General features: G+C 44.9%; 21 protein-coding genes. 6 read left to right on the forward strand and 15 right to left on the reverse strand.

The genetic code is table 11. The features are described from left to right. Positions 1-51: 51 nt before the first annotated feature. The 6 genes from ACTHTU_RS00080 to dnaB all read right to left on the reverse strand — a co-directional run bounded on the left by ACTHTU_RS00080 (position 52) and on the right by dnaB (position 4,958). Positions 52-540, reverse strand: coding sequence for a PilX family type IV pilin (locus tag ACTHTU_RS00080; RefSeq protein ID WP_440361365.1), 489 nt, complete (start codon positions 538-540; stop codon positions 52-54). Positions 541-544: 4 nt separating this feature from the next. Beyond that, positions 545-1,132, reverse strand: a complete 588-nt coding sequence (locus ACTHTU_RS00085) for a pilus assembly PilX family protein (RefSeq protein ID WP_440361366.1) — start codon at positions 1,130-1,132, stop codon at positions 545-547. After that, positions 1,111-2,052 carry a PilW family protein gene (locus ACTHTU_RS00090; RefSeq protein WP_440361367.1) on the reverse strand — a complete coding sequence of 314 codons (942 nt, stop codon included), beginning with the start codon at positions 2,050-2,052 and terminating at the stop codon, positions 1,111-1,113. Before ACTHTU_RS00090 ends, ACTHTU_RS00085 begins: the two co-directional genes overlap by 22 nt. 2 nt (positions 2,053-2,054) lie before the next feature. Then, positions 2,055-2,663, reverse strand: a complete 609-nt coding sequence (gene pilV, locus ACTHTU_RS00095; RefSeq protein WP_440361368.1) for a type IV pilus modification protein PilV — start codon at positions 2,661-2,663, stop codon at positions 2,055-2,057. Between the two features lie 63 nt (positions 2,664-2,726). Next, positions 2,727-3,395: a pilus assembly FimT family protein gene (locus ACTHTU_RS00100; RefSeq protein ID WP_440361369.1), complete on the reverse strand. Its 669-nt coding sequence runs from the start codon at positions 3,393-3,395 to the stop codon at positions 2,727-2,729. A gap of 156 nt (positions 3,396-3,551) precedes the next feature. Next, positions 3,552-4,958, reverse strand: coding sequence for a replicative DNA helicase (dnaB, locus tag ACTHTU_RS00105; protein ID WP_036490624.1), 1,407 nt, complete (start codon positions 4,956-4,958; stop codon positions 3,552-3,554). Between the two features lie 154 nt (positions 4,959-5,112). Here dnaB and ACTHTU_RS00110 point away from each other — a divergent pair, with 154 nt between their 5' ends. Both ACTHTU_RS00110 and ACTHTU_RS00115 read left to right on the forward strand, forming a co-directional pair. Further along, positions 5,113-5,694, forward strand: a complete 582-nt coding sequence (locus ACTHTU_RS00110; protein WP_440361370.1) for a superoxide dismutase — start codon at positions 5,113-5,115, stop codon at positions 5,692-5,694. A gap of 30 nt (positions 5,695-5,724) precedes the next feature. Beyond that, positions 5,725-6,006 (forward strand): histidine phosphatase family protein, encoded by a 282-nt coding sequence (locus tag ACTHTU_RS00115; protein WP_283116597.1) that lies wholly within the window; start codon positions 5,725-5,727, stop codon positions 6,004-6,006. Positions 6,007-6,061: 55 nt separating this feature from the next. Here the strand turns inward: ACTHTU_RS00115 and ACTHTU_RS00120 are convergent, their stop codons facing one another. Further along, positions 6,062-6,640, reverse strand: a complete 579-nt coding sequence (locus tag ACTHTU_RS00120; RefSeq protein WP_070765411.1) for an NAD(P)H-dependent oxidoreductase — start codon at positions 6,638-6,640, stop codon at positions 6,062-6,064. A gap of 45 nt (positions 6,641-6,685) precedes the next feature. Here ACTHTU_RS00120 and ACTHTU_RS00125 point away from each other — a divergent pair, with 45 nt between their 5' ends. The 4 genes from ACTHTU_RS00125 to ACTHTU_RS00140 all read left to right on the forward strand — a co-directional run bounded on the left by ACTHTU_RS00125 (position 6,686) and on the right by ACTHTU_RS00140 (position 9,486). Beyond that, entirely contained in the window at positions 6,686-6,928 is a 243-nt protein-coding gene (locus ACTHTU_RS00125; RefSeq protein WP_079454241.1) for a polymorphic toxin type 50 domain-containing protein, read from the forward strand. Between the two features lie 6 nt (positions 6,929-6,934). Beyond that, positions 6,935-7,237, forward strand: a complete 303-nt coding sequence (locus tag ACTHTU_RS00130) for a hypothetical protein (protein ID WP_049332258.1) — start codon at positions 6,935-6,937, stop codon at positions 7,235-7,237. 52 nt (positions 7,238-7,289) lie between these two features. Beyond that, positions 7,290-7,589, forward strand: a complete 300-nt coding sequence (locus ACTHTU_RS00135; protein ID WP_049332257.1) for a hypothetical protein — start codon at positions 7,290-7,292, stop codon at positions 7,587-7,589. A gap of 355 nt (positions 7,590-7,944) precedes the next feature. Then, complete coding sequence (locus ACTHTU_RS00140) at positions 7,945-9,486, forward strand: L-lactate MFS transporter (RefSeq protein WP_440361371.1); 1,542 nt, start codon at positions 7,945-7,947, stop codon at positions 9,484-9,486. A 60-nt stretch (positions 9,487-9,546) separates the two neighbouring features. On the opposite strand, the gene ACTHTU_RS00145 is transcribed toward ACTHTU_RS00140, so the two are convergent. The 8 genes from ACTHTU_RS00145 to ACTHTU_RS00180 all read right to left on the reverse strand — a co-directional run bounded on the left by ACTHTU_RS00145 (position 9,547) and on the right by ACTHTU_RS00180 (position 16,830). After that, complete coding sequence (locus tag ACTHTU_RS00145) at positions 9,547-10,392, reverse strand: DUF817 domain-containing protein (protein ID WP_003678979.1); 846 nt, start codon at positions 10,390-10,392, stop codon at positions 9,547-9,549. A 33-nt stretch (positions 10,393-10,425) separates the two neighbouring features. Then, positions 10,426-11,691, reverse strand: a complete 1,266-nt coding sequence (ispG, locus tag ACTHTU_RS00150) for a flavodoxin-dependent (E)-4-hydroxy-3-methylbut-2-enyl-diphosphate synthase (RefSeq protein WP_440361372.1) — start codon at positions 11,689-11,691, stop codon at positions 10,426-10,428. Position 11,692: 1 nt separating this feature from the next. Continuing rightward, the gene (locus ACTHTU_RS00155) at positions 11,693-12,577 is read right to left on the reverse strand and encodes a helix-turn-helix domain-containing protein (RefSeq protein WP_440361373.1); all 885 of its coding nucleotides are present in this window, start codon (positions 12,575-12,577) and stop codon (positions 11,693-11,695) included. After that, positions 12,578-13,333 carry a type IV pilus biogenesis/stability protein PilW gene (pilW, locus tag ACTHTU_RS00160; RefSeq protein WP_440361374.1) on the reverse strand — a complete coding sequence of 252 codons (756 nt, stop codon included), beginning with the start codon at positions 13,331-13,333 and terminating at the stop codon, positions 12,578-12,580. It lies immediately after the preceding gene. A gap of 8 nt (positions 13,334-13,341) precedes the next feature. Next, positions 13,342-14,430 carry a 23S rRNA (adenine(2503)-C(2))-methyltransferase RlmN gene (gene rlmN, locus ACTHTU_RS00165; RefSeq protein ID WP_440361375.1) on the reverse strand — a complete coding sequence of 363 codons (1,089 nt, stop codon included), beginning with the start codon at positions 14,428-14,430 and terminating at the stop codon, positions 13,342-13,344. A gap of 168 nt (positions 14,431-14,598) precedes the next feature. Then, positions 14,599-15,024 carry a nucleoside-diphosphate kinase gene (gene ndk, locus ACTHTU_RS00170; protein ID WP_440361376.1) on the reverse strand — a complete coding sequence of 142 codons (426 nt, stop codon included), beginning with the start codon at positions 15,022-15,024 and terminating at the stop codon, positions 14,599-14,601. Between the two features lie 94 nt (positions 15,025-15,118). Beyond that, positions 15,119-16,255, reverse strand: a complete 1,137-nt coding sequence (zapE, locus tag ACTHTU_RS00175) for a cell division protein ZapE (RefSeq protein WP_049333700.1) — start codon at positions 16,253-16,255, stop codon at positions 15,119-15,121. Positions 16,256-16,515: 260 nt separating this feature from the next. Then, positions 16,516-16,830: an integration host factor subunit beta gene (locus tag ACTHTU_RS00180; RefSeq protein ID WP_003678992.1), complete on the reverse strand. Its 315-nt coding sequence runs from the start codon at positions 16,828-16,830 to the stop codon at positions 16,516-16,518. Position 16,831: the final 1 nt, after the last annotated feature.

Genomic DNA, 16,831 nt, shown 5'->3' on the forward strand with positions numbered 1-16,831 from the left:
AATATAAAAAGCAGTGTCGATAAAATGACACTGCTTTTTATGTTTGTCAGACTAAGAAGATTTCTTTTTGGAAACCGATTCGCAACCTTTGCCATTGGTCATTGTAGTTTTGGAATCTTTGGCAGAATCAATATCAGTACATTTGTAAGCATTACCCAAACTATCCATCCAAACAGAAAGGGTATAGCCTTTTTTTGTGGGAATGGCTTTTAAAAGATAGGCCCGGCTTTTACTGGCATCAATCATTTCAGCAGAGTATTTGTATTTGTCTGCTAAATCTTTATGGCCTTTATATGAGGAAATAAAGCCTTCCAATTTCTTTTTAATCTTATCATTGTCCCAATTTGGATTTTTAACCATCTGGTTTTTAAAAGCAGAATTGATGGCGACTAACTCGGCATGCGCTTGTGATTGGTAGCCTCGTTCAATGTAGCGGTTGTAAGAAGGAATGGCAATGACGCTCAGGATGGCTAAGATGGCGACGGCAATCATCATCTCAACCAGCGTAAAGCCTAGTTGTTTGGTGGAAGTGGTATTCATTATATTATTCGCTGGCAACATAAGATTGAAGAACAACTTGGGTATTGACATTCTTACCCCATGCCTTGGCGGTAACGCGGTAAATAGTACGTTTGTCGGCAGAGTTGGTGCCTAGATATTCGATGATGTAGCGGGGATTTTTTGCGATGCCGCTATTTTCACCTAGAGAATATTCTGTGCCGTTAACATCAATACATTTTTGAGGTTTTTTATTCTTCTTTTTTTTATCTATACATTCAGGGAGTATACGATCCCAAGCATATCCTATCTTATTGTCATTTTCTTGTGTTTGAAAGTTACCGTCGTATTTAACGTATGGTGTAAAGCATAAACCGTCTTTACACTCTTTAGTAAAATTAGTCTTTTTCCCTTCAATATCAAAAATTTGATTTTCACCTTCACGCAATGCCGCTTCGGCCAAAGTGGTTGCCAGTTTGCGGTCGGCATCATTGGTGCTGATACGCTGTTCAGTATTGTAGGACTGGGTAGCTGTGACCACGAGCAGGGCGATGACGACCATCATCATTAAAACGATAAACAAAGCATAGCCCTGCTGCCGGTCAGGTTTGATTAGAGTGAACGGTCGGCGCATACGTTTCCTCCGCGGATAGTGGCATTAATATTATAGATATCGACTTTATTGTCTTTTTCTGTTGAGGAATCGATACTGCCGCCATTCAGTACAATTTGAACAGCTGCCGGAGATTTAGCCTCAGATGAGATATCCAATGCATTTTTGTAATCAAATGATTCTGTATTTACTCCGCTGGCAGATGTATTTTCAGAATCAGGACATTCTGCATAGATATAGTGGATATCCATGGTTGTAATGCCTTTAATCAACAGCTGCGGATTACTCCATGAGCCATCATTTGATAATTGGAAACGGAACAAACCGCTCTCTTCGCCAAGTTTACCGACGGCATAGGCAATCATTTCATGTTTCATGATGGCGATACTGCCGTCTTGATCAGAGTCGTTAATTTTTAAAGCCAATTTTGCCGCCGCCAAATCTTTAATTTCTGTTTGAGGCTTTGCAATGCCTGAGCAGCTACTGACAATAGCAGTTTTTGCAGCAGGGTTTGCTTTGTCGATACCGTATTGAAACAGCAGGATTGGGTCTTTACCGGTTTGAGCAAAGCCGCTATAGCTTAATTTATTGATTTCTTTAACCGGCAACAGATTATTCACACCAGCTGTTTTTAAGGTATATTCATCTGAGCTTTTGTCTTCTATTACTGCAGAGGCAGGAAAATTCGCCATATTGAAGCAGCCGAAATTGCCTGCCATACGCGCATCGCGGACGATCATATTAGCAGCGTTGCGCAAATCTTGTTGGATACCGATGCGGGCGTTGGCAGATTTGTTTAATCCGCGTGCAGTAAAGTAAGTGGAGCTGACAGCCATTAAGACAATCATGCTAAGCAGGCTGGCAACCAAAAATTCAAGGATGCTAAAACCGCGAATGGCGGTTTTATTGGGAATATGGTTGAGTAAGCGTTTATTGTTCATTGTTAGTCTCTTACGCGTGATTGGTAGGTATAGACAACGTGATGCCCCGATGTGTTGAGATTTTTTGCGGTATTTTTTTCTTCGACATCTTGCAACCATAAAACTTTAACGATGGTTGTGTCGCCTTTGCCATCGCAGTTTGCTTGGAAGCCATTTTCGTAAGTCGGCTCTGCACCGGAAGAATCTTTGCAGATGGTCGAGAAGACTTGGGCTTCGGGAAGGGCTTTGGTTAAGTCAGCCTTAAACTGGGCAATTTGCGCCTGCGCAAGTTGTTCTTTCGTCATTTTGTCTTCAAATTCAGTAGTTTGATTTGAATCTTTAAGCTGTTCATAAGCTTTGTAGGATTTTTTATAACGGGGAGTTTTTTCGCCTGTCATCTTATCGACTTCTTTTTCTTTAGGGAACGTCGGATTAATGAGCATGCCTTCAATCAGATTTTGCGTAATTTGGGCGACGGTGGTTTGATTTTCAGACTCACGCACATTGGATACGGTACGTAGTTGGACAGCCAGAAGGGCCAGCACACCGATAGCAAGGACAAACATGGCAATCAAAACTTCAATCAGGGTCATACCTGATTGAAGTTCTGGGGTAAAGCTTGATGAGCTCATTTTCAGACGGCCTTTAAATGATCTGAGATGAGTAGGATTAGTAATGTTCATAAGATACCGTTGTTATTTTTTGGAAGTGTATTCGCACATTTTGCGCTCATCGTTTTTAGCACAGATTTCGACATGCCCATTGCCATTGATTAAAAGTACGGTAGCACGGGCTTTTTTGGTTTCAGCATCGTCAGCTGATTTATCTGTCAGGCTGATTTTGATGTGGCCGTCTGAAAATTGATAATTCTTGCCATCGGTTGAATGTTCAAATGTACCATTGGGCAGGAATTTCCACCAGACTTCTTTTGGAGCCGAAGAGGAGAGGGTAGAACGGTCATTGCTGCTAGGGATATAGTTGAAGCTGTATTTCACTTTTTCAGTGTCGCCATTAAGGATAATGGAGCGGATGGATAAATCGACAGTATCGTTTTGATAGCGTAAGTCTTCGTTTTTATCGGCGTAGGCCAACATACCATTACCGGCATATTTGGAATCGCAACCGTTATTGGGCGAGCCATCGGATTTAATTTTGACCGGGCAAATGTAAACGGGAAGATTGAGACGGACGGCCTCATTTCGCGCGAAGCGCAGCAGATTGGCAATTTGCTCTGCTTGCGATGCCGCACGTCTGGAGGCAATCCATTGATTCATATTGGGAAGTGCGATGACGGCCATTACTGCTGCAATAGTAATGACGATCAGCAACTCAATTAGGGTGAAGCCTTTTTGTGTCTGATACATGAGTGATTTTTGGTAGTAATGTGTTGGGTAACTGACGTTTTCTCTTTTGCATTTGCCTGTGGCAATGCTTTTGCTTTTATTAGATTTATTTTAAACGATTTTGTAATGCGTGACTAATGAAATATGAAATTCGGTTAGTTTTTCAGATAACCTGTCTCAATCTTCCATCAACATGGATTCTGGAACATAGGCGGCATTATCAAATTTGGTAAATTGACCCATCCAAGTGAGGAATACTTTCCCGACGGGACCGTTACGGTGTTTACCGATAATACATTCCGCCAAGCCTTTTGCGGGTGATTCTGAGTTGTAGTATTCATCACGATACATAAACATAATCAAGTCGGCATCCTGCTCGATGGCACCGGATTCACGCAAGTCGGACATCATCGGGCGTTTGTCGGTACGCTGCTCAACTGTACGGCTCAACTGCGATAGGGCAATGACGGGAACTTGCAATTCTTTAGCCAATGCTTTGAGGGAGCGGGAAATTTCGCCAAGCTCGGAAGCTCGGTTGTCAGAACGGCCGGAGCCTGACATTAATTGCAGGTAGTCGATGACGATCAAACCCAATTTGCCATTGAACTGGCGCGCAAGACGGCGGGCACGGGCGCGCAGTTCGAGCGCGGTCAAACCCGGAGTTTCATCGATATACATGGGTGCATCGGAGAGTTTAACGACCGCCTCGTTCAGACGGCCCCAGTGTTCGTCTTGCAATCTGCCGGTTTTTAAAACGCTTTGATCCAAACGTCCTACCGAACCCAGCATACGCATAACCAGCTGCGCACCGCCCATCTCCATCGAAAATACGGCGACAGGCAGCTTGCCCTCTACGGCAACGTGTTCTGCAATGTTGATGGAAAAGGCAGTTTTACCCATGGAAGGACGGCCTGCGACGATGATCAAATCGCCCGGTTGAAGGCCTGATGTTTTTTTGTCGAGGTCGATAAAACCAGTCGATATACCGGTTACTTCATCAGGATTGTCGCGCGAATAAAGCATATCGATGCGCTCGACCACTTCTTTCAAAAGGTCGGGCATCTCAAGGAAGCCTTGTTTGGATTTGGCGGTACTTTCGGCAATTTGGAATACTTTGTTTTCTGCCTCGTCCAAAAGCTGGCCTGCATCGCGCCCTTGCGGATTGTAGGCGCTGCGTGCAATTTCCGTGCCGACTTCGGCAAGCTGGCGCATGATGGAACGTTCGCGCACGATTTCGGCGTAGCGGCGGATATTGGCAGCGGATGGCGTGTTTTGCGCCAGCGTAATCAGATAGTTGAATCCGCCTGCCGCTTCCAATTCTTCATTGCGTTCCAAACTTTCTTGAACGGTAATGACGTCAGCAGGGCGGCTTTCGTTAATCAGGTTGGCAATGGCACGAAAAATCAGGCGGTGTTCGTGGCGGTAGAAATCTTCGCCGGAAACGACATCGGCAATACGGTCCCAAGCCGAATTTTCCAGCATCAGGCCGCCCAAAACGGATTGCTCCGCTTCTGTGGAATGCGGCGGCAGTGATAATGCGCTGATTTCACGGTCTTCAGACGGCATGTCGGAATAATTGCTCATGACGGGCATCTCTGGCTGGAAAATTGTAATCCGCTATTATAACGCAGTGTAAGTTCAATTGGTTTGTTTAGGCTAAAGCAGGTAAAATAGCAATGTTGTCGATTTGACAACACACACTACCAAAATATAAATATCAATAATTAGGAGCATAAAAATGGAACACAAGCTGCCACAATTGCCTTATGAACTGGATGCGTTGTCCCCTCATCTGACCAAAGAAACTTTGGAGTTCCACTACGGCAAACACCATCAAACTTACATCACCAATTTGAACAATCAAATCAAAGGCACTGAGTTTGAAGAAATGCCTTTGGAAGAAATCGTGAAAAAATCTTCCGGCGGTATGTTCAACAACGCTGCCCAAACTTGGAACCACACTTTCTACTGGCTAGGCTTTACCCCTAAAGGCCAAGGCAAACCTGCCGGCGAATTGGCTGCGGCCATCAACGCCAAATGGGGCAGCTTCGAGAAATTCCAAGAAGCGTTCAATGCTTGCGCGGCCGGTACTTTCGGCTCCGGTTGGGCATGGTTGGTGAAAATGCCTGCCGGTGAATTGGATCTGGTTTCTACTTCCAATGCAGGTACTCCGCTGACTACTGAAAACACTCCGCTGTTGACTTGCGACGTATGGGAACACGCCTATTACATCGACTACCGCAACAGCCGTCCTAACTACCTGAAAGGTTTCTGGGAAATCGTTAACTGGGATGAAGTTGCCAAACGCTTCGCCGCATAAAACGATATGAGTGAAAAGGCCGTCTGAAAAATTTTCAGACGGCCTGAAACCTTTGAACAATTAGCAGTACGTGCAATGGCCGCCCTTTACGACATCATTAAGGTACATCAATCGGGCGCTAATATTTTAGTGGTATCGCATGGTCATACCCTGCGGCTTTTATTGTCCTTACTAGGCGGAGCGACTTGGGAAAACCATCGTGATGAGGGTAAATCCGTGTCATTGTTGCATACTTCAATCAGTATTGTGAAATATGATAGTGAAAGCGGTTTTCATATTGAGCAGCTTAACGATGTGGCTCATTTACAATGATCACACCCATTCATCAATAATAAAAAAGTGGGCATTTTACCCACCTTTTTTGCCATTAGCCGAATACTTTTTCTAAGTGTGCTTGGTAGTCTGCTAAGTATTGTTCCACTTGTGGATTTTTAATCACATCGTTACATAAGAATGTCGGCAGACGGGTCAAACCGATGAACTCATTGAGTTTGTGGAAGTGCATATACAACGCATCCACGCCTTTGCCTTCGAAAAAATCGCCTTCTCGGGTGAAGGCCTCAATCGGCGCATTCCAAGTAAGTGAGAGCATGTGTTTTTTGCCTTGCAACAAACCACCTGTGCCGTAGCCTTCTGTCGGATTGACACGATGGCGGCCATCACTGTGGTAAAGCTTGCCGTGTCCGGAAGTTAATACTTCGTCTATGTATTTTTTCACTGTCCAAGGTTCGTGCATCCACCAGCCTGGCATTTGCCAAATCACGGCATCCATCCACAAGAATTTTTCGATTTCTGCTTCAACATCATAGCCCGCATTAATCACGGTTTCTTGTACATTGTGTCCAAGTGCGGTCAAAACTTCTTTCGCTTTTTTGTGAAGCATATGGTTCAACTCACCATGCGAATGACCAAACTCTTTTCTACCGTCTAGTAATAAAATATTCATCTTTTTGCCCCTAAAATAAATAATTATAAAAATGGGGCTATCATTATGCCTTTTTACTGCATCTTTATCACTGTAAGTTTAGATTCTTTAAAAGGTTATGTAGGAACTGGACAACAGTTGGGAAAAACTGAAATTGGGCTTCCTGGTTCTAAAGAAAGGGTGAACTTCAATAAAAATATCGGTATTTATATCGATCCTGTTACAGGAAATCAAACTCCAACAACTATGGGGATTATTCATTATAGTAAAAATGGATATCATGTAGTTCCGGCTAAACCAAAGGAATAATAGTCTATGAATAATGACATTATAAGATTAAGAATTGTTACCCAAAATGCCTTGATAGGTAAAATTACCAAAGAGGTTAGAGGTGTTTATGTAAGAATCAATGAAAATTGTATAAGTATTTATATCGTTATTGATGGAGATATCTCTACCTATTGGAATGAAGAGATTTATGAAATTGGTACAGATATTATTTCTAATTTTGGTGAGGATTATACTATTGATGAGAATTTAGTTAGGATTGATTACCCTAAATATTTATCTTTTGATAATTATATATGTGTATATAAGCGCCATGAAAAATATGAATAAGATTGGAACTATTTATTTATGACAGGGATTTAAAAAGAATTAAGGATTAATAATGTTTGGTATTTTCTTTAAAGATAAAGGTACATCTTTTGATAATGGATATGGGATGCATATTTTGGCTTCAATCTCTTTAGGTGAATATGTAGAAGAATTACATATTCCAATAGACTATTGGGGTATTGAAGAATATAAAAATAGCTGGGCTACATCTATAGCTGATGGGATAGAAAAAAAGCAACATTCAGTACTTATTACATCTATGCATGAGCCAGAATCTTTAAATTTTGTTTCTACATGGATTATTTATTATGATGGGGAAATTTCTTATAAAAGTGCATTCACCTACCAATAGACGCAAGTCATTTTGTAGTAATTTTGGTGCGCCACCCAAATATCCTTGCCCCGAACTGCGATTATTTGCCGAATTTTATGCATACTGTTCAACAACTCCCTGAAAATGCCCTTACTACGCGTTTGAATTTTTTCCGCCAATACGGTCAACTTGAGACTTTTGCAAAGGTCTCGGCCTTTTTGTCGATATTGGCGTGAAGAAATGGTTTAGATGAATGTTTTTTCTGTCTGATACGCAAAATTATCATGGAGCAGAAAAAAGGATAAACGGGAGATCATGCTAAAATATTGTCAACAATTTTCTGATTCCACATGATATGGAATCAGCGTTTGACACACATAGACAAGAGGATTTTATGAAATTTCTAGACCGTGAGGCGACCATTGCCAAACCCGGCTTTAATCGTTGGCTGGTACCGCCTGCCGCGTTGGCCGTGCATCTTGCCATTGGGCAGATATACGCTTATTCCGTGTTTAATGCGCCGCTGACCAAGCTTATCGGTATTACTGAGTCGGCTGCAGGAGATTGGAAGCTGACTACGGTGGGCTGGATTTTCAGTATTGCCTTGGCGATGTTGGGCGCGTCTGCGGCCATGTTCGGTACATGGATGGAACGCGTTGGGCCGCGTAAGGCGATGTTTGTTGCTGCCTGCTGCTTTAGCTTGGGCTTTTTTGTGTCGGCGATCGGCGTCCATACGCACAATCTGTTTTTGCTTTATTTGGGCAATGGTGTGATTGGCGGGGTTGGCTTGGGCTTGGGCTATATCGGGCCTGTATCGACACTGATGAAATGGTTTCCCGATAAACCGGGCATGGCGACAGGCTTGGCGATTATGGGTTTTGGCGGCGGCGCGATGTTGGCCTCGCCTTTGTCGGTATCGCTGATGAGTTTTTTCTCCAGTGAAACTTCGGTTGGCGTTGCACAGACTTTTGTGGTTTTAGGGTTGTTTTATTTGGTGTTGATGATGTTCGGCGCGTTTACGATCCGAGTACCTGCCGATGGCTGGAAACCTAAAGGTTATGTTGCGCCGAAAAACAAAAGCAAATTGGTCAGCAGCAATCATGTCAATGTCTCACAAGCCATGAAAACGCCGCAATTCTGGCTCTTGTTCTGGGTGTTGTGTTTGAATGTAACGGCCGGTATTGGTGTGTTAGGGCAGGCTTCCGTCATGATTCAGGAGCTGTTTTCCGAGGCGTCTGTGGGAAAACAAGCGGCCATTGGTGCGGGCGCGGCGGCAGGTTTTGTGAGCCTGTTGAGCCTGTTTAATATGGGCGGCCGCTTTTTGTGGTCCAGTGTGTCCGATAAAATCGGCCGTAAAAATACTTATACCATTTTCTTCGTGCTCGGCTCGCTGTTGTATTTTGCCATTCCGTCTATTGGCGGAAGCGGTAACAAGGCTTTGTTTGTCATTGGTTTCTGCGTCATTATTTCCATGTATGGCGGTGGTTTTGCAGCCATTCCGGCTTATTTGAAGGATTTGTTCGGCACTTATCAAGTCGGTGCAATCCACGGCAGGATTTTGCTGGCATGGTCAACTGCTGCCGTTATTGGCCCGGTATTGGTTAACTATATCCGCCAAAGTCAAATTGAAAGCGGTGTTCCGGCTGCCGAGGCTTATAGCATTACCATGTACATCATGGCGGGTTTGTTGATTGTCGGTTTGCTGTGTAACTTGAGTGTCCGTTCGGTTCATGAAAAGCATCACGAGAAAGACATTAAAGTAGCGGCCCATAGCCGTAATCCCGATGATGAAACCGCTGTATCCGATGCCTATCTGATTAGTAAAAAAGTATCAGCGGGCGGTATCGGGGTGTGGTGGCGCTGGGCTTTGGTCTGCATTCCTTTGGGCTACGGCGTCATTATGGTGTTTGTGAAAGCCTTAAGTTTGTTTAATTGATTGTTGAAAATGAAAGGCCGTCTGAAAGTTTCAGACGGCCTTTTTATATATGTTGAACAATTAATCTTTTGATACGCTGATGGTATGTTTAATATGTTTTAAATTCGCAACGATGGTAAAAGTCATCATCACCAGTAAAGCCCATGAGCTCCATTTGCTGATGTGTACCGATGCCCACGCGCCGATTTGGTTGGGATAGCGCCAAACACCGAATAAAGTTCCTAAATTTTCTGCCAGCCAAATAAAAAATCCGATCAGGACGAAAGCGAGCAGGAGCGGCATTTTGCGAGTGGTGTCATAGGGCGTGTATAAGACCGTTGTCCGGGCATATAGGCCGAGAGCGAAAGCAGCAAGATACCAGCGATAGTCGCCGATATAGTGATGGGTGAAAAAATTGATATAAATCGCCAGTGCGCACAAAGTGCCCAACCAATACGGCGGATGGCTTTTGATTTTGAGGTCAAACAGTCGCCATGCTTGAATGATATAGCTGCCGACTGCGGCATACATAAAGCCTGCAAACAGCGGTACGCCGCCAATTTTGGTGTATGCCTCATCCGGATAGCTCCAAGACTGGATATCGCCTGAGGTTTTGAACCATTCTAAAGCAAAGCCCACCAAGTGAAACAGCGTAATCGATTTCACTTCATCCCAAGTTTCCAGCTTGAAATACAGCATGGCTGCTTGTACGGAGATGGCAAAAATCAGCAGCAGGTCATAGCGCGAAATCCCTAACCAGCCTGTTTTTGGGACGAGGAACATGGCAATGAAAAACAAGCCTGCAAATAAGCAGGCTCGTGCTTCTTTCAAACCGAAGAACCAAAATTCAACGATAAAGCGTCGCCAACCATGCAAATCCTTGCGTTTGGGATGCTCAGTCAGCCAAGTATCCAGTTTGCCCAACATATTTTCAGACGGCCTCTTTATCTTGAAAATGTTTTAGGCAGATTGAATCGGAATGACACGGTTTTGCTTACGTTTTGCGCCACCTTCGCAGTAGTTGGTTTTGACATAATCTTCAACGATTTGTAAAAACTCGGCAGCGATATTGTCGCCTTTGAGGGTAACTTTTCGTTCGCCGTCTACATAAACCGGCGCAACCGGAGTTTCGCCTGTACCTGGCAGGCTGATACCGATATCGGCAAGCTTACTCTCGCCCGGGCCATTTACCACGCAACCCATTACGGCGACGTTCAATGATTCAACGCCTGGATATTCAGTGCGCCAAACAGCCATTTTTTGGCGTAAATAGTTTTGTACGTCTTGAGCCAACTCTTGGAATACGGTACTGGTGGTACGGCCGCAACCCGGGCAGGCTGTAACCATTGGTGTAAAGGAGCGCAAGCCCATGGTTTGCAGGATTTCCTGACCGACAATGACTTCTTGTGTACGCGGGGAGCCGGGTTCGGGCGTAAGGGAAATTCGAATGGTGTCGCCGATACCTTCTTGCAACAATACAGACAAAGCTGCGGTAGATGCCACAATGCCCTTGCTGCCCATGCCTGCCTCAGTCAGACCGAGATGGAGCGGGTAGCGGCAACGGCTGCCTAATTCGCGGTAAACCTGAATCAAGTCTTGTACGGCGCTGACCTTGCACGACAAAATGATTTTGTCTTCGGGTAAGCCCAAAGCTACGGCTTTTTCTGCCGATTCCAGTGCCGAAACAATCAAAGCTTCTTTCATGATTTCTTCAGGCGGCTTTGGTGTGGCGGAGGCCAAGTTGGCATCCATCATGCGCTTGGCAAGGCTTTGATCAAGCGAACCCCAGTTCACACCGATGCGTACGGCTTTATTGTTTTCTGCCGCTGTACGAATCATAAAGGCAAATTTCTCATCGCCTTTTGCGCCTTTGCCGACATTGCCTGGGTTGATGCGGTATTTAGACAGGGCCTTGCCGCACTCAGGAAATTCGGCCAATAAGCGTTCGCCATTGAAATGGAAGTCGCCGATCAGGGGCGTGGTGTAGCCCATATCGTCTAAGCGGCTGCGGATTTCGGCTACTTTGGAAGCAGCTTCCGGAGTATTAACCGTGATACGGACCATTTCCGAGCCGGCATCGCTCAACTCTTTGACCTGTCGGGCGGTTGCTTCTGCATCTGCGGTGTCGGTATTGGTCATAGATTGCACAACAACGGGCGCATCCGAACCGACGATGAGATGATCGATTTGTACTTGATGTGTCAGACGGCGTTTAGGTGTGGTCATTTTAGTTTTTTCCTGCAACAAAAGAGGCGGATTTTTCACCGGCAACACGGTATTTCAAAGGTTCGATAGGTGTGCCGCCGTAATTGGCTTCCGAGCCGGCTGCAATACCGATCCAAACATTGTAGGGAGCGCCGCCTCTCAGACGTTGTTCGCTTCCGGCTGGAACAATACGGCTGAATACTACTTTTCCATCTTTGTCTGTAATAATCAGATTGCTTCGGTATTGGACTTTAATCCAAAGTTCGTCTTTCTCAACTTTGACGGCAGGCTTCTCTTCTTGTACGACGGCGGAAGCTGCTGAGGCAGCTTGATCATTAGCCGCTTCAGACTTATTGGTGATTTCTTTTTTGCCGTCTTCTGTCATTTCGCTAACGGCAATATTATCCGTTTTTAAGGCAGGCGTTTTCATCGTATCAGCAACATCTTTGCTGTTTTGAATATTTGCCTGTTCGTTTTCATAGCTAGATTTACTTTGCCAAAAGTAAACACCGCCTATTGCTAAAGCCAATGCGGCTACTCCCAATATCCATTTTGGGAAGCCTTGTTTTTCAGTGTCTTTGTAGCTTAAGCCGGCATTGGCACTGCGTGTTACCGCGTATACATGGTCTTCAAGTTGCGGAGTAATGGAGAGCAAATGTTTGGCGATGGTTTGTTCGTCGATTTTCAGAAATCGTGCATATGAACGCAGATAGCCTGAAACAAAGACTAAACCGGGAAAGCCTGAATATTCGCCTTTTTCCAAAGCATCAATTTGTTCGGCAGACAGTTTCAACCGTGAAGCAACATCTTGAATATCGATTTTGGCATCAGTTCTGTGTTTGCGTAATTCATCCCCCAATGTTTTGGCGGCTTGTGTGTCGTAGTTGATTTTATCGTTATTTTCCATTTAGTGGCCTGTTGTGACAGTCTGTAGTTCGTCTGAATAAGGGAAGTTTGCCCTAAGTTGGGCTTCGTATTCGTATGCGGCGTGTTTATTGCCCAAGGCGGTAGCCAAACGCCAGCCTAAAAGCAAATCGTCAGCCTGCAGGACATCAACTTTGCTTTGGTATTGGCGGAAATAATAGTCGGCATCGTTCAGATTGCCTGCCATCATTTTGGTTCGGGCAAGCTCTTTGAAAGCAGGGAAGAATTGTGGATTGGCCGCCAAAGACCTTTCCAAATAGGCTTGAGCCAAAGAGTATTGGCCTAACCTTGCACTGCAAATGCCTTTATTCATATTGGCAATAAAGGGGCTTGGATAGGTTGGGTCGGCCAGTGCTTTATCAAAATAAGCCAAAGATTCGGCTGGTGCATTCATTTGATTGCACAAGAACCAACCGTAGTTGTTGTTGACTTCCGCGCTATCAGGTTTTAAAGACAATGCTTTAAGAAAGCTTTCCTGGGCTTTATCTTTGACCTTCAAATACTGATAAATCTCGGCGCGTACCAACCAAGCAAGGTCATTTTTTGAATTGGACTGAAGCGCCTCTTCGATACTTTCAGTAGCTTGGCGGTAGTTTTGGCCGCGCATATATTCTACAGCCAGTTGGGTTTTGATATTAGAAACTTGAATGGCACGTTCTTTAGGGCTTGGGCCGGAAGAGGAAGCGCAGGCTGAAAGAGTAAGTGCGGTAAGTAAAGCGAATCCGAACTTGATTTTCATAATTAACCTTATTGTTCGACCAAAATCTGTTGCCATTTTTGTTGGCGGCGTGTTTTATCTTGTACTTGTCCGGCCAATTGTCCGCAAGCGGCATCGATATCGTCGCCGCGGGTTTTGCGGACAGTAACGACAAAGCCGGCTTGTTGCAGAATATCGCGGAAGACACGGATATTTTCATTGCTAGAACGTTCGTAGCCGGAATTTGGGAAAGGATTGAACGGAATCAGATTGAATTTGCATGGTACGTCTTTAACCAATTCAATCAATTCACGCGCATGTTGCGCTTTATCGTTGATACCGTCGAGCATAACGTATTCAAAGGTAATAAAATCACGGGGTGCTTTGACCAAATAACGTTGACAGGCCGCCATCAATTCTTTGAGCGGGTATTTTTTGTTGAGGGGAACAATCTGATCACGCACTTCATCGTTGGATGCGTGTAAAGATACAGCCAAAGCAACAGGCATTGCATCACGCAGCCTGTCCATTTGTGGAACCATCCCTGAAGTGGAAACGGTTACGCGACGGCGGCTCAAGCCGTAGCCGTGGTCATCCAGCATAATGTTTAACGCGGTAACAACATTGTCAAAGTTTGCCATGGGTTCGCCCATGCCCATCATCACGACGTTGGAGATAACGCGTTCGTTTTTAGGGGTAACGCCCATGGCTTTATTGGCCCACCAAAGCTGACCGATAATTTCAGCGGCAGTCAGGTTGCGGTTGAAACCTTGTCGTCCGGTAGAGCAGAAGGTGCATTCCAATGCGCAACCGACTTGGGAAGAGATACACAAAGTACCGCGTTCGGCTTCGGGAATGAAGACGGTTTCTACACCGTTGCCCGTGCCGACATCCAGCAACCATTTGCGTGTGCCATCAGTAGATTCTTGTGCCATCATTAATTTAGGCACTTCGATTGTGGCTTGTTCATTCAACTTGGCGCGCAATGATTTGGCCAAATCAGTCATTTCTTCAAAGTTTTGTGCACCCGCTTGATGCATCCAACGCATTACCTGCTTGGCGCGAAAAGGTTTTTCGCCCATTTCGGCAAAGTGTTGCGTCAGTCCGTTTAAATCATAATTCAGTAGATTGGTTTTCATGTATTTTTATGTTTCTCAGTAAAGCTTTTAAAGCAAAGGGGCTTATTGGGCAGCTTTGCTTTAAAAGCCTTTGGATTTTCAGACGGCCTTTAATTTGTAGGACATACAAAGCAGTTTTGCCGTCCGATATGAATCGGACGGCCGTAAAGCGGCTACAGGCTTTTGCTCTTAGCGTGGGCAGATTTCGCTTTGGCTGAAGAAGTAAGCAATTTCAATTGCAGCATTTTCAACGCTGTCAGAACCATGTACGGCATTGACACTGATAGATTCTGCAAAGTCGGCACGGATTGTGCCTGGAGCGGCATCAGCCGGATTGGTTGCGCCCATCAATTCGCGATTTTTAGCAACGGCGTTTTCACCTTCCAATACTTGAATCATGACGGGATTGCGTGTCATGAATTTAACTAAGTCTTCGTAAAAAGGGCGGTCTTTGTGTACGGCATAAAACTCTTTTGCTTCACGCTTAGAGAGATGTTTCATTTTTGCCGCAATAATGCGCAAGCCGTTTTCTTCAAAGCGGCTGTAAATCTTGCCGATGACGTTTTTTTCTACTGCATCGGGTTTGATGATGGAAATAGTACGTTCGATGGCCATGTTATGTCCTTGTTTTTATTGAAAGGTAAGTTGCTGTAGCCAAGAGGCGAGGGAAGTGTATTCTACCAAATTTCGCCCCTTTTTGGGAAAGGCATTATTTGCTTAAAGTTAGGTGTGGTTGTTCTAAATAGACTTCAGATTGCATTTCGATCATACGGCTGGCTGTACGGGTAAATTCTTCGGCAAAATCGCCTTCAACGTAAATATCGTTTACGCCAACTGCGCTAGTGGCGCACAGCTTCACACGGAAATCGTATAAAACGTCAATTAACCATGTCAGACGGCGTGCTTCTGCTTTTTCTTGCGGGGTTAGACGTTCTAATCCTGAAAGGAAAACCATCTCGTAATGTTCGGCTAAATACAAATAGTCAGCTTGTGAGCGCGGGCCAAAACATAATGCACGGAAATCAAACCAGATGGCGCGTTCTGACTGGGCTTTATGAGGAATTTCCCGTCCATGAATAATACTGATGCCTGGGTTTAATTCAGAGATTCCGCTCATTTCTTTAAATAAAGCAGCCAGTTTTTGCTCGTTCTCTTCATTATTGGGGACAAAGAAAATTTCGGCAGGACGCAGCGTACGTAAGCGGTAATCTTCGCCGCCATCCACATTTAAAACGGTCAGGTTGGACTCGATAAGGGCGATGGTTGGGAGAAAGCTGCTGCGATTTTGGCCTTGAGGATAGAGTTCGGACGGGGCGTAGTTGGAAGTGGCTACCAAGACTACACCTTCACTCAACAGGTTTTCCAGTAAACGGCCCAAAATCATGGCATCGGCAATATCGCTGACGTGAAACTCATCAAAGCATAATACACGTGTTTCTTTGGCAATCTCTGTTGCAACGGCTTTTAAGGGATTGGCTTCGCTTTTCAAGACTTTAAGGCGTTGATGGATTTCGGCCATGAAGGCATGGAAATGCACGCGACGCTTACGACGATAAGGGAGACAGCCGAAAAAAGCATCCATCAAAAAGCTTTTACCGCGTCCTACGCCACCATAAAAATAGAGTCCTTTAGGTACTTGAGGGGAACGCAAGCTACGGCCGAGAAAACGGTTGCGTTTGCGTTTGAACATCATCAGCTCGGTCCATAAACGATCCAAATATTCAATGGCTCGCGCTTGGGCTTCGTCGCGGATAAAGTTGGGCTGTTCGGCTGCTGCTTGATACCAAGTCAATGGGCTGTGGTTTTCAAATGGAGGTGGTGTGAATAGTTGGTCTCTATTGCTCATGTGTAACCTTTATTATGCTTTACTGGCGATAGTTGAAACATCATCCGCAATAGTTTGGACAGTAGTTGGAATGATGTTTTCATTACAGAATAGTCGGTCTATTATAAATGATTTCAGACGGCCTGCGTTTTTTGCAAAAGCATTGTAGTAAATATAGTTGAAATAGTGTGCGATTAAGGTATGCGTGAAAAGAGCAGGTCTTGGTATTTTGGGCGAAAACAAAAAAACGCCGCATTTCTGCGGCGTTTTGCTACTAAGTATTAATGAGCACTTTCTTGCAATGCCAAGTCTACACGCTCACGCAACTCTTTACCCGGTTTGAAGTGAGGAACATGCTTTTCTGGCACTTCCACGCGTTCGCCGGTTTTCGGGTTGCGCCCGATACGGGCAGGGCGGTGGTTCAAGTCGAAGCTGCCGAAGCCGCGGATTTCGATACGTTGTCCACGAGCCAGTGAGCGGGTCATGGTATCAACCAAGACTTTTACACTGTATTCGACATCTTTAGCCAGCAGTTGGTTGCCATTTTTTTCGGCAAACACTTCTGCAAGGCGAACCATCAATTCAGACTTCGTCATG

The sequence above is a fragment of the Neisseria sp. P0020.S005 genome, from assembly GCF_051957055.1.
GTDB lineage: Bacteria > Pseudomonadota > Gammaproteobacteria > Burkholderiales > Neisseriaceae > Neisseria > Neisseria subflava_A.

Coding starts and splice junctions, on each gene's coding strand:
- ACTHTU_RS00125 (WP_079454241.1), top strand. CDS start 6,686: ATGCCTTTTTACTGCATCTTTATCACTGTAAGTTTAGATTCTTTAAAA.
- ispG (WP_440361372.1), bottom strand. CDS start 11,691: ATGACCACACCTAAACGCCGTCTGACACATCAAGTACAAATCGATCAT.
- rlmN (WP_440361375.1), bottom strand. CDS start 14,430: ATGAAAACCAATCTACTGAATTATGATTTAAACGGACTGACGCAACAC.
- ACTHTU_RS00090 (WP_440361367.1), bottom strand. CDS start 2,052: ATGAACAATAAACGCTTACTCAACCATATTCCCAATAAAACCGCCATT.
- zapE (WP_049333700.1), bottom strand. CDS start 16,255: ATGAGCAATAGAGACCAACTATTCACACCACCTCCATTTGAAAACCAC.
- ACTHTU_RS00130 (WP_049332258.1), top strand. CDS start 6,935: ATGAATAATGACATTATAAGATTAAGAATTGTTACCCAAAATGCCTTG.
- ACTHTU_RS00120 (WP_070765411.1), bottom strand. CDS start 6,640: ATGAATATTTTATTACTAGACGGTAGAAAAGAGTTTGGTCATTCGCAT.
- ACTHTU_RS00155 (WP_440361373.1), bottom strand. CDS start 12,577: ATGGAAAATAACGATAAAATCAACTACGACACACAAGCCGCCAAAACA.
- ACTHTU_RS00135 (WP_049332257.1), top strand. CDS start 7,290: ATGTTTGGTATTTTCTTTAAAGATAAAGGTACATCTTTTGATAATGGA.
- dnaB (WP_036490624.1), bottom strand. CDS start 4,958: ATGAGCAATTATTCCGACATGCCGTCTGAAGACCGTGAAATCAGCGCA.
- ACTHTU_RS00100 (WP_440361369.1), bottom strand. CDS start 3,395: ATGTATCAGACACAAAAAGGCTTCACCCTAATTGAGTTGCTGATCGTC.
- pilV (WP_440361368.1), bottom strand. CDS start 2,663: ATGAGCTCATCAAGCTTTACCCCAGAACTTCAATCAGGTATGACCCTG.
- pilW (WP_440361374.1), bottom strand. CDS start 13,333: ATGAAAATCAAGTTCGGATTCGCTTTACTTACCGCACTTACTCTTTCA.
- ACTHTU_RS00180 (WP_003678992.1), bottom strand. CDS start 16,830: ATGACGAAGTCTGAATTGATGGTTCGCCTTGCAGAAGTGTTTGCCGAA.
- ndk (WP_440361376.1), bottom strand. CDS start 15,024: ATGGCCATCGAACGTACTATTTCCATCATCAAACCCGATGCAGTAGAA.
- ACTHTU_RS00110 (WP_440361370.1), top strand. CDS start 5,113: ATGGAACACAAGCTGCCACAATTGCCTTATGAACTGGATGCGTTGTCC.
- ACTHTU_RS00085 (WP_440361366.1), bottom strand. CDS start 1,132: ATGCGCCGACCGTTCACTCTAATCAAACCTGACCGGCAGCAGGGCTAT.
- ACTHTU_RS00140 (WP_440361371.1), top strand. CDS start 7,945: ATGAAATTTCTAGACCGTGAGGCGACCATTGCCAAACCCGGCTTTAAT.
- ACTHTU_RS00080 (WP_440361365.1), bottom strand. CDS start 540: ATGAATACCACTTCCACCAAACAACTAGGCTTTACGCTGGTTGAGATG.
- ACTHTU_RS00145 (WP_003678979.1), bottom strand. CDS start 10,392: ATGTTGGGCAAACTGGATACTTGGCTGACTGAGCATCCCAAACGCAAG.